This window comes from Caulobacter sp. NIBR1757 (genome assembly GCF_027912495.1).
Classification (GTDB): domain Bacteria; phylum Pseudomonadota; class Alphaproteobacteria; order Caulobacterales; family Caulobacteraceae; genus Caulobacter.
In genome coordinates this window covers 1,145,914-1,159,077 of sequence record NZ_CP115463.1, presented here as the reverse complement: position 1 = coordinate 1,159,077, position 13,164 = coordinate 1,145,914, and the positions used below count along the sequence as shown (strand labels likewise).

Sequence of the window (13,164 nt, the reverse complement as noted above, 5' to 3'; positions counted from 1 at the left end):
TATCGCGATAAATATTATGATGGACAGCCGCGCGATGGCGCCCTAGGGATTTCGTTGTCGCGATAATGATTATCGCCACCTCAATAAGGAGATCGAGATGACGACGTCGAACACCCAAGCGTCCCGCCGGGGCCTGATGACCGCGGGCCTGGGCCTTGCCGCCGTGGCCGCCCTGCCCGTCGCGGCCTCTGCCGCCGCGCCGAAAGCCTCGCCCCAGCCGTCGCCCAAATCCTCGGGCGGCGCCGGCGGCGGCTTCATCACCCTCAAGGACGGCGCCCAGCTGTTCTACAAGGACTGGGGCACGGGTCAGCCGATCGTCTTCCACCACGGCTGGCCGCTGACCGGCGACGAGTGGGACAGCCAGATGCTGTTCTTCCTGTCCCAGGGCTACCGGGTCATCGCCCATGACCGCCGCGGCCACGGCCGCTCCAGCCAGACCGACAGCGGCAACGAGATGGACACCTACGCCACCGACGTCGCCGCCCTGGCCGCCCACCTTGACCTGAAGGACGCCATCCACGTCGGCCACTCGACCGGCGGCGGCGAGGTGGCCCGCTATGTCGCCCGCCACGGCGGCAATGGCCGGGTCGCCAAGGCGGTGCTGATCGGGGCGGTGCCGCCGATCATGCTGAAGACCGCCGCCAATCCCGGCGGCCTGCCGATCGAGGTGTTCGACGGCTTCCGGACCGCCCTGATCGCCAACCGGGCCCAGTTCTTCCGTGAGATCCCGTCTGGCCCCTTCTACGGCTTCAACCGCCCGGGCGCGAAGGTCTCGCAGGGCCTGGTCGACAACTGGTGGCGCCAGGGCATGATGGGTGGGGCCAAGGCCCACTACGACTGCATCAAGGCCTTCTCGGAGACCGACTTCACCGAGGACCTCAAGGCCATCGACGTGCCGGTGCTGGTCATGCACGGCGACGACGACCAGATCGTGCCAATCGCCGACTCGGCGCTGCTTGCGGTCAAGCTGCTGAGGAAGGGCGAACTGAAGGTCTACAAGGGCCTGGCCCACGGCATGGCCACAACCGAGGCCGAGTTGATCAACAAGGACCTGCTGGCCTTCTTCAAGGCCTAGGGACCGGTCCGGCGCCCGGAGGCTGGCGGTGGAGCCCTAAAGCTCCGCCGCCAGCACCACGTCGTCATAGAAGTTCTCGCCGACGTGGAAGACCCGCGTCCCGACCTGCTCAAACCCATGCTTGCCGTAGAAGGCGATGGCCCTGTGGTTCTCACCATAGGCCCCGAGCAGCAGCCGCTTCGCCCCGCGCGCCCTCGCCGCCGCCTTCGCCGCCTTCATCAACCCAAGCCCGAGCCCCGTGCCATGGAACCGGTGCAGGCTGTAGATGCGCTTCAGCTCCAGGTCCCCCTCGCCGATGGCCACCGGCAGGTCGGGCTTGCAGACCATCGCATAGCCGATCGGCGCCGCGCCTGGCTCCATCGTCGCCAGGAACAGATCGACGCCCGGATCGGCCAGCAGCCCGGCGTAGCTGTCCGGATCATGCGTGCCCTCGCCGAACAGCAGCATGTCGCCGCCGGCGACAATGCCGGCATAGGTCTCGAGGAAGGTGGCCCTGGCCACCATCGACAGGCGCTTTTCATCGCCTGGAACGCAGGCGCGGATAACAGGCGACATGAATTCCCCCTGCGACCCCCTGTCGCAGGCATCCGCGCGTTAAGGGGTTGGCGAAGCCTGACTGCTTAAGGGTCAGGACAACAAGAATGTTCTGTAGATGGGGGCGATGCTCAAGCCAAGGCTGTCCGACTTCGATCTCGTCGCACAGGATTCTCATCGACTGGGACCGATGCGGATCGGCGCCGCCCTGTTCCTGATGGTGGCGGCCGGACCGTCGCTCGGCTGGGCGCCCGCGCTCATCTGGGGCGTCGCCGTCACGATCATGGAGGCCGTCAACTGGCTCGTCTCAAGGGCGTTCAGGCCCGGGGTTGAACCGACCAACAGCCTGCGTCTGGGCTACATTTCGGTCGCCCTAGCCAGCAACCTGACCTGGCTGTCGTTCGCCATCATGTACTGGCTTCACCCTCCGATGGGCTCGGCCTTCATCGCGGCGCTGATGTGGTGCGGCCTGCTGCTCAACGCCGTAGGCTACGCCTTCCGCTCGCCGACCGCGCTGGTGATGTTCGGGACGCCGGCCATCGTCAGCATCATTCTGGCGCCCATGCTGATGCCGCGATCCACGGGGCCGGAGCTGACCATGTCGCTGGTCGGCTCGCTCCTCTGCTGCGCGTTCGCGGCCCTGGCCGGCCTGCGCAACATCCAGACCGCCCAGGTTCTCGCCGCCAGCCAGCGCGACCTCGAGGCCGAGCGCTCCAGGGCCGAGCAGGCCAACGCCGCCAAGTCCGCCTTCCTGGCCTTCATGAGCCATGAGATACGCACCCCCCTCAATGGGGTGCTGGGCATGGTCCAGGCCATGGGACGGGACGAACTGACCCCGGCCCAGCGCGAGCGGCTGGATGTCGTCGCCGGTTCAGGCGAGACGCTTCTGCTGCTGCTCAACGATCTGCTCGATCTGTCCCGGATCGAAGCCGGCCGGCTGGATATCGAAGACGGCGCGGTCGATATGGTCGCGACCGCCGAGGCCTCCCTGCAGGCTTTCGCGCCGCGGGCCGCCGAGAAGGGGCTGCGGCTCGCGCTGCGGGCGCCGGCCGAAACCCACGGCTGGTGGGCTGGCGACCCGGCCCGCATCCAGCAGGTCATCGCCAACCTCGTCGCCAACGCCGTCAAGTTCACCGAGCGGGGCGAGGTGACGGTCACCCTGGCTCGCCACCCGGACGGCCTGACCGTCACGGTCAGCGACACCGGGCCGGGCATCGCCAGGGAGCGGCTGGACAGCCTGTTCGACCGCTTTGTCCAGGCCAACGCCTCGACCAGCCGCCAGTATGGAGGATCGGGCCTGGGCCTGGCCATCTGCCACCAGTTGGCCGCCCTGATGGGGGGCTCGATCAGCGTCGACAGCCAGCTTGGCGTGGGATCCTGCTTCGCCGTGCGCCTGCCGCTGGCGCGCGCCCAAACGCCTCCCTCCGAGGCCTGCCCCGCGGAGGCGCCGCCCCCCGCCCCGGAAGCCCTGCGACTGCTCGTCGCCGAGGACAACGCCACCAACCGCCTGGTGATATCGACACTGCTGGGCCAGATCGGCCTGCAGCCGCACATGGTCGAGAATGGCCAGGAGGCGGTGGACGCCTGCGTTTCCGGTGACTGGGACATCGTGCTCATGGACGTGCAGATGCCGGTCATGGACGGTGTCAGCGCCGTGCGCGCCATCCGGGCCAAGGAAGCTGAAGAGCACCGCCCGCGCGTGCCCATCATCGCCCTCACCGCCAACGCCATGGCCCACCATCGAGCCGAGTACCTGGCCGTCGGCATGGACGCCATGGTCGCCAAGCCGATCCAGCTGAACGACCTGCTCGGGGCGATGGACAAGGTGCTGACCGACAGCCCGCGCGCGGCCGCCGCCTAGCCGCCGGCGATCAGCAACCCGGCTCCGAGGGCGATCGCCGCCACCCCGACCATCCGCCCGCGTGTCAGCCGCTCCTTGAGGAACACCACGGCGATCAGCACGGCGAACAGGATCGAGGTCTCGCGCAGCGCCGCCAGCCGGGGCGTGTCGCCCAGCCGCAGGGCCCACAGCGCCAGGCCGTAGGTGAGGATCGACAGCGCCCCGGCCGTCAGCCCCGCCTTCCACTCCGCCCGCGCCGAGACGATGAAGGCCGGCCCGCGCCAGAGGGCGAAGATGGCGGCGATGCCGAAGCCGAGCGAGAGAAACACCCAGACGATGTAGCTGGGCGCGCTCGGCGCCGCCCGCACGCCTTGCGCGTCGATGACCGTATAGATGGCGATGGTCGCCCCCGTCGCCAGGGCCCAGCCGAGGGCCCAGCGATCAACCTGCTTGCCGAGGCCCACTGTCAGCACCCCGGCCGAGACCAGCCCGATCCCCGCCGCCGTCACCACGCCGATCGGCTCATCGAACAGCGCCACGGCCGCGACGGCCGCCAGCAACGGCGCGACCCCGCGCAGGATCGGATAGGCCACCGTCATGTCGGCCCGCTCGAAGGCCTTGATCAGGCAGACCAGGTAGACGAGGTGGGTGATCCAGCTGCCCGCCAGCCAGCCCCAGGCCCCGTGCGGCAGGGGCACGAAGAAGACCGCCGGCAGGATCAGGAAGCCGGAGAAGCCGTCGATCAGCGCCCGGCTCGACATCTTGTCCTGGCCGGACTTGAGGATGGCGTTGACCACCGCATGGATCGCCCCGCTGGCCAGCATCATCAGGGCGGCGAGAGGGAGGGCGGTCATGGCCCCGGCTTAAGCCGCTGCCGCGCGGGCAGGCAAGATGCGACGCCATGGTCATCCGATGCAGTGGACGTTTGAGCGCCCGCGCGGCATGCTCGTTAACCAATCGCCGGCTGGGGGCCCGCCATGAACACCGTCCTGATCAAGCGCCGGCTCGGCTGGTATGGCCTCGCCTGGCTGGGCGCCTTCATGCTGGCCCTGCTCGTCGCCCTGGCCGGCGTCTTCCTGTTCGGCGCCGACGTCATCGACATGGCCGACATGCTGATCCCGGTCGGCCTGGGCATCCTGTCGCTTGCCCTGGTCGGGGTCGTCGGCCGCGACCTGTTCCTGGGCGAGACGATCGGGACGAAGGTCGCCGTCGTCCTGCTCGCGGTCCTGCTCTTCCTGCCTCTGCTCTGGTCGCCGGTGTCGGCGATGGTCGCCGCCGCCTGGATCGCAGACCGGTCGATCGAGTATTCCGCCGCCTACGCCCAGTTCCGGATCACCATCAGCCAACTGCTCTATCCGATGATCGAGGCGGTCAGTTCGGGCGCGGCCTTCGAGCTGGCCTGGCAGGCCTTCCAGTTTGTCGCCTCGGCCGTGGGCTTCCTCTCCTCCCTGTTCCAGGTCATCGCCTTCCTGCGCCGGCTGTTCGCCGCCAGGTCGGTTGACGCGTTCGTCGAGGAGATGACCGCCCCGCCGGAGGATTCCGGCCTGGCGCCGCCAACCTAGTCTCGCGGCGCCCGCGGCCGTTTCGCCAGCCAGTCTTCGGCGTCCAGCCGCCAGATCTGCCGTGTCCCGGGCCCGCGCACATAGGAGGCCGGTTCGGTGTCCACCAATCGGGCTCCCTGACGTTCCTTGACCCTGGCCGATGGCCGGTTGTCGAGACTGTTGGTCAGCCAGAGCCCCGGCCATCCCAGGGTGCGAAGTGCATGGTCGGTAACCCGATCGGCCGCCTCACTCATCAAACCCTGTCCCTGAAACTCGGGGTCGAGCCAGAATCCGCGCTGGTCGCGCTCGGGCGGCCGTTCGGGCCACAGGCTGATGATGCCGATCAGCTCGTCCGGCCCGTCCCTTGGAATCAGCGCCCAATGGGCCTTGAAGCCGGTGCGGATTTCCTCCGTCGCGCCGGCCAGAAACGTCTCCGCGCCGTCGGCCGGATAGGGCCAGGGCACGCGCACCAGATGCTGCACGATCTCCCAACGCGGGAAGCGCCGCTGGACGACCGGGGCGTCGCTCGGAGCCAGCGGTCTCAAGACCAGCCGCGGCGTCCGCAGCACCGGCGTCTCCATGCTCGCCCCGATCATGACCCGTCCCTCCCATCGCCTGGCTCCAACCCGACGATACATGGCTTGCCCCGGACGGCCGACAGTGCTTCAAGCCGGCCCTTCGCAGGGGCGCAGGGTTGCAACACCGCACTGACATCGACGGCCTGCGGGGCCTGGCCGTCCTGGCGGTGTTCGCGGGGCACCTCGGCCTGCCCATGGCGCCCGGCGGCTTCGTCGGCGTCGATGTCTTCTTCGTCGTTTCCGGCTACGTCATCGCGCTGGTGGTCACCCGCAGGCAGGCGGCCGGCAAGTTCTCGCTGATCGACTTCTGGGAGCGGCGAACGCGGCGCCTGCTGCCCGCCGTGCTGGCGATGATCGCCGGCACGACGGCGATGGCCTGTTTCCACATGTTCCCCGACGAGCTGGTGAAATACGCCGGTTCCAGCCTGGCGACCCTGGGGTTCGCGGCCAACATCTGGTTCTGGCAGACCATCAACTATTTCGCCGCCCCGCCGGACATGCATCCGCTGCTGCACGCCTGGTCGCTGGGGGTGGAAGAGCAGTTCTACATCGTCTTCCCGCTGGTCATGATGGGCCTGTGGCGCTGGGCGCCCCGGGCGGTCAAGCCGGTGCTGGGGGCCATCGCCCTCGCCTCTTTCGCCCTCGGCGTCTTCTGGGTGACCAACCACCCCAGCGCCTCCTTCTACCTGCCGGTGACCCGCGCCTGGGAGCTGCTGCTCGGCGTGTTGCTGGCCAAGGGGGCCATCCCGGTTCCGGACGACCGGCGCATCCGTTCCGTCTTTGGCCTGGCGGGCCTTGGCCTCATAATCTGGGCCATCGCGACCTATCAGCCGCACACCACCATGCCCGGCATCGCCGCCGTCGCCCCTTGCCTGGGCGCCCTGATGCTGCTGGCGGCCGGCGAGGACACCCCGACCGGGGCCCTGCTGTCGATCCCGCCGCTGCGCTTCTACGGCTTCATCTCCTACAGCCTCTACCTCTGGCACTGGCCGCTGATCTCCTTCCAGCGGATGCTGTACGGCGAACAGGCCGGGCCCGTGGCGCCCTACATCGTGCTCGCCGTCGCCGTGGTGCTGGCCACCCTCAGTTGGAAGCTGATCGAGACCCCGATCCGTGATCGCCGCGACGGCCTGAGCACCGGCCGCTTCTACCTGGTCGCCCTGCTCGCCACCCTGCTGGTCGCCGCGCCCAGCCTGGTCATCCTGGCCACCAAGGGCCTGCCCGGCCGCTTCAGCCCCAAGGTCCACGCCATCGCCGCCAGCGCCGAGCGCACGCCCCGGCGGCTGGACGCCTGCCTGCCGATGCCCGACGGCGAGCTGACCGCCTGGCCGACCGGCTGTGTCGAGCCCGTCCCCGGCAAGCCCAACTACCTGCTGATCGGCGACAGCCACGCCAACCACCTGTGGTACGGCCTCAAGGAGGCCCACCCCGAGGCCGAGCTGCTGGAAGCCACCGTCTCCAGCTGCCGCATGACCCGCCAGCCGGCCCATGACGCCACCGCCCAGTGCCGCCGCCTGGCCCGGGTCCTCTACGACGAGGTGCTGGTCAGAAATCCGCCCGACCGCGTCTACCTGGCCGGCCTGTGGTGGGACGATGACGCCGCCGCCGTGGCCGACACCCTGGCCTGGTTCAAGGCCCGCAGGATCGAGGTCGTGCTGATCGGCCCGGCCCCGCAGTACGAACAGAGCCTGCCGCGCCTGCTGGCCCTGGCCGAACACCTGAACCAGCCCGACCTGCCGCCCCGCCGCCGCAAGCATGAGCGCGATCATGTCGACGCCACCATGGCGAGCGTCGCCGCCCGCGCCGGCGTGCCCTACCTGTCGATCATGCGGGCCATTTGCCCGGGCAACGTCTGCGAAACCACGACCCCGGACGGCAAGCCGATGCAGTGGGACGAGGGGCATCTGTCCAAGGCTGGCTCCCTCGTCGTCGGCCATCGGCTGGCCCTGCAGGAAGCGCGGCGTTAGCGGAACAAAGCCCGGTGAATGCGGCGCCGCAGCATGACCCTTGCTTTTCCAGCGTCCCGCGAATAGTTTCTACGCCCCCGGACGCTTCCGCCCGCGGCCGGCTTTTCTGTTTTCTACATTCCTCCCAGGGCGAACCGAGCGACATTTCCCATATGGAAAAGGTACCGATGACCGCCGGGGGCTATAGCGCCCTCGACGAGGAACTGAAGCGTTTGAAGACTTTGGAACGTCCGGCCGTGATCGCCGCGATTTCCGAAGCGCGGGCGCATGGCGACCTCAGCGAGAACGCCGAATACCACGCCGCCAAGGAGCGTCAGGGCTGGATCGAAGGCCGTATCGCCGAGATCGAGGACAAGATCGCGCGCGCCCAGGTCATCGACGTCTCCAAGCTGTCGGGGTCGCAGATCAAGTTCGGCGCCACGGTCAGCGTGGTCGACGAAGACACCGAGGAAGAGGCCCGCTACCAGATCGTCGGCGAACACGAAGCCGACGTGAAGGGTGGCCGCGTCTCCATCACCTCGCCCATCGCCCGCGCGATGATCGGCAAGGAAATGGGCGACGTGGTCGAGGTCAACACCCCCGGCGGCGTCAAGGCCTACGAGATCCTGAAAGTCGAGTGGCTCTAAAGCCGCTGGTCTGCACCGAAGCTCTGCAGGGCGGCCTCACGGTCGCCCTTCTGCTTGCCTAAAGACCCGGCAAGGTCTTGAAGGTCCCCCCATGGCGCCCCGTCAGAAACCCGTCAATGCACCGGCGCCGCCCCCCCTCACCATCTGGGCGGTGTCCGACGGTCGCGCCGGCATCGAGGCCCAGGCCGTCGGCCTCGCCGACGCCGTCGCCCGCCAGCGCAACGCCCAGGTCGTCGTCAAACGCATTTCCTGGACCGGCCAGACCGGCCGTCTGCCCTGGTGGCTGAACCTGCTGCCCCGCCGCTGGCTGCGCGGCAACGACTTCGCCCCGCCCTGGCCGGACATCATGATCTCCGCCGGCCGCGCCACCCTGCCCCTGTCGATCCGCATGCGCCGCTGGACAGGCGGCAAGACCTTCGTCGTCCAGATCCAGGACCCGCGCACCCCGCTGCACTTCTTCGACCTCGTCGCCCCGCCCAACCACGACCGGGTCAAGGGCGACAACGTCGTCTCCATCACCGGCTCACCGCACCGCCTGAGCCCTGAACGTCTCAAGGCCGACTACGCCGCCTTCGCCGCCCAGATCGACCCCCTGCCCCACCCGCGCGTCGCCGTGCTGGTCGGCGGCAAGTCCAAGGCCTTCGACCTTTCCCAGGAACGCGCCGCCGCCATCGCCAACAGCCTGGTCCTGCCGCTGGAGCAGGAGGGCGGCAGCCTGCTGATGACCTTCTCCCGCCGCACGCCGCAGAAGGCCCGCGACCTGCTCGCCGCCCGCCTCGCCGACCTTCCCGGCATCATCTGGGACGGCGAGGGCGCCAACCCCTATTTCGCCTTCCTGGAAGCGGCCGACTTCATCCTCGTCACCGAGGACAGCGCCAACATGGCCACGGAAGCGGCCAGCACCGGCAAGCCTGTCTTCATCGTCCAGATGGACGGCCAGAGCCTGAAGTTCCGCCTGCTCCACGACGAGCTGGAAGCCAAGGGCGCCGCCCGCCCCTGGGGCGGCGCCTTCCACGGCTGGACCTACGAGCCCCTGCGCGAGACCGACCGGCTGGCGGGCGAAATCCTCCAGCGCATGGACGCCCGCGCCGACGCGCCCTAGCCTCGCCGGCATGATCCTCGCCATCCTCCAGGCCCGCATGAGCTCCTCCCGGTTGCCGGGCAAGGTGCTGATGCCGCTGGCCGGGGCGCCGATGATGGTGCGGCAGATCGAGCGGCTGGCCCGCTCGCGCAAGATCGACCGCATCGTCGTCGCCACCAGCGCCAACCCCGGCGACGACGTCATCGAAAAGACCGCCCGCCGCGAGGGCATCGATGTCCATCGCGGGCCCCTCGACGACGTCCTCGCCCGCTTCCTCGGCGCCCTGGCGGCCTGGCCGGCCGACACCGTCGTGCGCCTCACCGCCGACTGCCCCTTCGCCGATCCGGACATCATCGACGAGACCATCGCCGTCTTCCAGGAAAGCGGCGCCGACTACGCCAGCAACACCCCGCCGCACCGCACCTTTCCCAAGGGCCTCGACGTCGAGGTGATGACCGCCGCCGCCCTGCGCCAGGCCGGCGCCCTGGCCGCCACCCAGGAAGAGCGCGAGCACGTCACCTGGGGCATCTACAACCGGCCTGACCAGTTCCGCCTCGCCTACCACAGCCAGCCGACCGATGAGGGCGAGGTGCGCTGGACCGTCGACCGGCCCGACGACTACGCCTTCACCGCCGCCGTCTATGACGCCCTCTATCCGAAGGACCGCGCCTTCACCGCCGACGCCATCCGCGCCTTCGTGCGCTCGCGGCCGGACCTCCTCACCTACGGCGGCGACCGGCGGGCATGAGCGTCCTCTTCGTCTGCAATGCCGGACCGGAGGTCGGCGGCGGCCATGTCATGCGGTCCCTGACCCTGGCCCGGGCGCTTGAGCAGCGCGGCGTCGCCGTCAGTTTCCTCTGCCCGCCGGCGGTGACCGCCGTTCTGGAAGCCTTCGCCCCCGACATCCACCGGGTCTGGGCCGGCTCGACGGAAAGCCCCCGCATCGTCGCCGCCGTGCGCACGGCAAAGGCCGACCTCGTCGTCTTCGACCACTACGGCCTCGACGCCGACGACCACCGCGCCGCCGCCGGGGCCCGCCCGGTGCTGGTCATCGACGACCTCGCCGACCGGCCGCTGGGGGCCGACCTGGTGCTCGACAGTGGCCCGTCGCGCACGGCCGAGGACTACCTCGGCCTGCTGCCCGGCCATGCCCGGCTGCTGCTCGGCCCGGCCAACGCCCCCGTCCGTCCCGAGTTCGCCGCCCTCCGCCCCGCCGCCCTCGCCCGCCGCACCACAGGCCAGCCACCGCGCCGCCTGCTGGTCTCGCTCGGCCTCGGCGACCTCAATGGCATCACCGGCAAGGTGCTGGAGATGCTGGCCCCGATGACCGGCGAGCTGGCCGTCGATGTGGTCATGGGCGCCGCCGCCCCCAGCCTGTCGAAGGTCCAGGCCCTGGCCCTGGTCTATCCCCAGCTGACCCTGCACATCGACACGCCCGACATGGCCGCCCTCACGGCCCAGGCCGACCTCGCCGTCGGCGGCGGCGGCTCGAGCAGCTGGGAGCGCTGTGTCCTGGCCCTGCCCACCCTGCTGCTGATCCTGGCCGATAACCAGCGCCCGGCCGCCCGCGCCCTGGAGAGCGTCGGGGCGGTGATGGCGCTCGAGGTCGCCAACCCGGACTTCACCGGCCATTTCGAGGAGGACGTCGCCCGGCTGCTGACCGATGGCCGCCTGCGCACCGGCATGGCCCTGGCCGCCGCCGACGTCTGCGATGGACGGGGCGCCGACCGGGTGGCCGACGCGGTGATGGGCCTTCTCCGCCCCTAGCCGGCCAGGGCTTGAGAGGACGGTTCGCCGTCCAGCGCCGCCTGCAGGGCGGCGAACAGCGCCGCCATCTGGATCGGCTTGGCGACATGGCTGTCCATTCCGGCCGCCATGTACTGCGCGACCTGGTCGCTCATCACATTGGCGGTCAGGGCGATGATCGGCGTGCGGTGCAGGCCCTGGGCCGCCTCGGCGCGGCGAATCGCCCGCGCCGCCTCCAGCCCGCTCATCACCGGCATCTGGATGTCGGCCAGCACCACATCGGCTCCGCCCCGCGCCCAGGCCTCGACCAGCTGGCGACCGTCCTCGACCATGATCAGCTCGGCGCCCAGCGGCTCCAGCATGGCGGCCAGCACCCGGCGGTTGGCGGCGTTGTCCTCGGCCGCCAGGATTCGCACGGCGCCCTCCAGCGGGACCGTCGCGGCCGGCGCCGCGGCCGGCGCCTCGGCCGCCACCCGCGCCAGCGGCAGCTCCAGCACAAAGACCGAGCCCTCGCCCAGCTCGCTCGTCGCCGTCAGCCGGCCGCCCATCAGTTCGGCCAGCTCGCGGCTGATCGCCAGGCCCAGCCCGGTGCCGCCATGCCGTCGGGTGATCGAGGCGTCGGCCTGGGCGAAGCGGGCGAACAGGCCGGTCAGGATGTCCGGCGCGATGCCCGGACCGGTGTCCTCGACACGGAACGACAGCCCCTCCGCCGTCGCGTCGATGATCAGCCGCACCTCGCCCGCCTCGGTGAATTTCACGGCGTTGGAGACCAGGTTGCTGACAATCTGGCGGATGCGCTGGGCGTCCCCCTTCCACCATCCGTGGGCCGACAGTTCCAGTTTCAGCACCACGCCCTTGGCGCTCGCCTGGCCGTCGAAGGCCCCCAGCACGCCTTTGGCCAGCCCGTCCAGTTCGAACGGCGCGTCGGTGATGCTGACCTGTCCGGCCTCGATCCGCGACAGGTCGAGGACGTCGTTGAGCACCCCCAGCAGGGTGTGGCCGGCATCGCGGATCAGGGTCAGCCGCTCGCGCTGGCGCGGCTCCAGCGTATCGCCCTCCATCACCTGGGCCATGCCCAGCACGGCATTCAGCGGCGTGCGGATCTCGTGGCTCATATTGGCCAGGAAGACGCTCTTGGCGTGGTCGGCGGCGCGGGCGGCGCGGGCCGAGGCCTTCAGGTCGTCGGCCACCGCCCGGATGCGCAACATCAGCAGGATGATCAGCAGCAGCAGGCAGACGCCCATCGCCGCGAACGTCCCGCCGGCCTTGCCGAGCACCGCCTGGCGCGGCTTCATCGGCGTCCAGCCGAGCCGCGCGACCGGCTTGCCGTCGACGCCCTTCAGATCGATGCCGGCCGCCGCCCGTTGGCCGGGGGCCAGCAGCTTCAGCCCCCGCAGGTCGTAGTCGGCCTGCAGGTTCCGCAGGAAGGCCGGGGTCATCTCGATCGCCGAGACGATGACCGGCTCGCGCCCGCTCTTCATCGTCCCGCGCCAGTCGGCCTCAGGCGCCACCGAACCGGCGGCGACCAGCCAGGCCCTGCCCCCCTGGGTCACAACCCCCATACCGTGGCGGTAGCGGGCCATATCCAGAGCCGCGCCCTGCTGGCCGGTCTGACCGCGAACCTTTTCGAACAGGGGTCGAGCAGCATTGGCAAAGCCGGACAGCCGTGCCGTGGAAACCTTCTTGCCGCCCTCGGCGGCATAGACGATCCGCCCGTCCGGCCCGATCATCAGGGTCAGGCTGTGGCGCATGTGATCCGCGAAGTACTGGCCGTAGTTCTCATGAATCCACGCTTGATCGACTTTGAGCACCGACTTCTCGTAGGCCTCGTTCCACACCGAGACATAGGCGATGTCGTCGTTCAGCTGGGTCAGGCGCCGGCTCACGCCCTGGGACAACACCTTCTCCTCACGGGCCTGGATGACCTCGGCGATCGCCGCCGCCGCCTGGCGGACGACCAGGGTTGCGCACAGCAGGATGACCACGGCGGTAATGATGACCAGAGGCAGGATACCCAGGCGGCCGACGGTGATTTTGCCGTTTCCCCCGCGCAACACACGGGGGGTGGCCTCACCGGCCCGATCATCTGACATCGCCATGAACCGGCGGGTTAACCCAATCCGGTTAAGGAAACGGCGCCCTGCGTCGTGCTGCCGACTTAAGGCCGGTTGGATAA

Annotated in this window: 12 protein-coding genes; 8 read left to right on the top strand and 4 right to left on the bottom strand. The window is 69.7% G+C overall.

Annotated elements, in window-relative coordinates; translation table 11 throughout:
- The first annotated feature begins 97 nt into the window (after window positions 1-97).
- On the top strand, window positions 98-1,075 hold the full coding sequence (locus O5I81_RS05560) for an alpha/beta hydrolase (protein WP_271067959.1): 978 nt from the start codon (window positions 98-100) through the stop codon (window positions 1,073-1,075).
- 36 nt (window positions 1,076-1,111) lie between these two features.
- On the opposite strand, the gene O5I81_RS05555 is transcribed toward O5I81_RS05560, so the two are convergent.
- Window positions 1,112-1,630, bottom strand: coding sequence for a GNAT family N-acetyltransferase (locus O5I81_RS05555; protein WP_271067958.1), 519 nt, complete (start codon window positions 1,628-1,630; stop codon window positions 1,112-1,114).
- 106 nt (window positions 1,631-1,736) lie between these two features.
- Between O5I81_RS05555 and O5I81_RS05550 the strand changes: the two genes are divergently transcribed.
- Window positions 1,737-3,470: an ATP-binding protein gene (locus O5I81_RS05550; RefSeq protein WP_271067957.1), complete on the top strand. Its 1,734-nt coding sequence runs from the start codon at window positions 1,737-1,739 to the stop codon at window positions 3,468-3,470.
- On the opposite strand, the gene O5I81_RS05545 is transcribed toward O5I81_RS05550, so the two are convergent.
- Window positions 3,467-4,303 carry a DMT family transporter gene (locus tag O5I81_RS05545; RefSeq protein WP_271067956.1) on the bottom strand — a complete coding sequence of 279 codons (837 nt, stop codon included), beginning with the start codon at window positions 4,301-4,303 and terminating at the stop codon, window positions 3,467-3,469. The genes O5I81_RS05550 and O5I81_RS05545 overlap by 4 nt on opposite strands.
- Before the next feature lie 123 nt (window positions 4,304-4,426).
- Between O5I81_RS05545 and O5I81_RS05540 the strand changes: the two genes are divergently transcribed.
- Window positions 4,427-5,011, top strand: a complete 585-nt coding sequence (locus O5I81_RS05540) for a hypothetical protein (protein WP_271067955.1) — start codon at window positions 4,427-4,429, stop codon at window positions 5,009-5,011.
- On the opposite strand, the gene O5I81_RS05535 is transcribed toward O5I81_RS05540, so the two are convergent.
- Window positions 5,008-5,586, bottom strand: a complete 579-nt coding sequence (locus O5I81_RS05535; RefSeq protein WP_271067954.1) for a GNAT family N-acetyltransferase — start codon at window positions 5,584-5,586, stop codon at window positions 5,008-5,010. The genes O5I81_RS05540 and O5I81_RS05535 overlap by 4 nt on opposite strands.
- Window positions 5,587-5,684: 98 nt before the next feature.
- Between O5I81_RS05535 and O5I81_RS05530 the strand changes: the two genes are divergently transcribed.
- The 5 genes from O5I81_RS05530 (at window position 5,685) to pseG (ending at window position 11,009) form a co-directional block, all read left to right on the top strand.
- Entirely contained in the window at window positions 5,685-7,535 is a 1,851-nt protein-coding gene (locus O5I81_RS05530; protein ID WP_271067953.1) for an acyltransferase family protein, read from the top strand.
- Between the two features lie 152 nt (window positions 7,536-7,687).
- Window positions 7,688-8,161, top strand: a complete 474-nt coding sequence (gene greA, locus O5I81_RS05525; protein WP_271067952.1) for a transcription elongation factor GreA — start codon at window positions 7,688-7,690, stop codon at window positions 8,159-8,161.
- A gap of 91 nt (window positions 8,162-8,252) precedes the next feature.
- Window positions 8,253-9,263, top strand: a complete 1,011-nt coding sequence (locus O5I81_RS05520) for a mitochondrial fission ELM1 family protein (protein ID WP_271067951.1) — start codon at window positions 8,253-8,255, stop codon at window positions 9,261-9,263.
- Window positions 9,264-9,273: 10 nt separating this feature from the next.
- A complete protein-coding gene (locus O5I81_RS05515) occupies window positions 9,274-9,990 on the top strand; it encodes a glycosyltransferase family protein (RefSeq protein WP_271067950.1) in 717 nt (238 codons plus the stop codon).
- Window positions 9,987-11,009, top strand: a complete 1,023-nt coding sequence (pseG, locus tag O5I81_RS05510) for a UDP-2,4-diacetamido-2,4,6-trideoxy-beta-L-altropyranose hydrolase (RefSeq protein WP_271067949.1) — start codon at window positions 9,987-9,989, stop codon at window positions 11,007-11,009. The genes O5I81_RS05515 and pseG overlap by 4 nt, the downstream gene beginning before the upstream one ends.
- On the opposite strand, the gene O5I81_RS05505 is transcribed toward pseG, so the two are convergent.
- Window positions 11,006-13,087, bottom strand: coding sequence for an ATP-binding protein (locus tag O5I81_RS05505; RefSeq protein ID WP_271067948.1), 2,082 nt, complete (start codon window positions 13,085-13,087; stop codon window positions 11,006-11,008). The genes pseG and O5I81_RS05505 overlap by 4 nt on opposite strands.
- Window positions 13,088-13,164 lie beyond the last annotated feature (77 nt).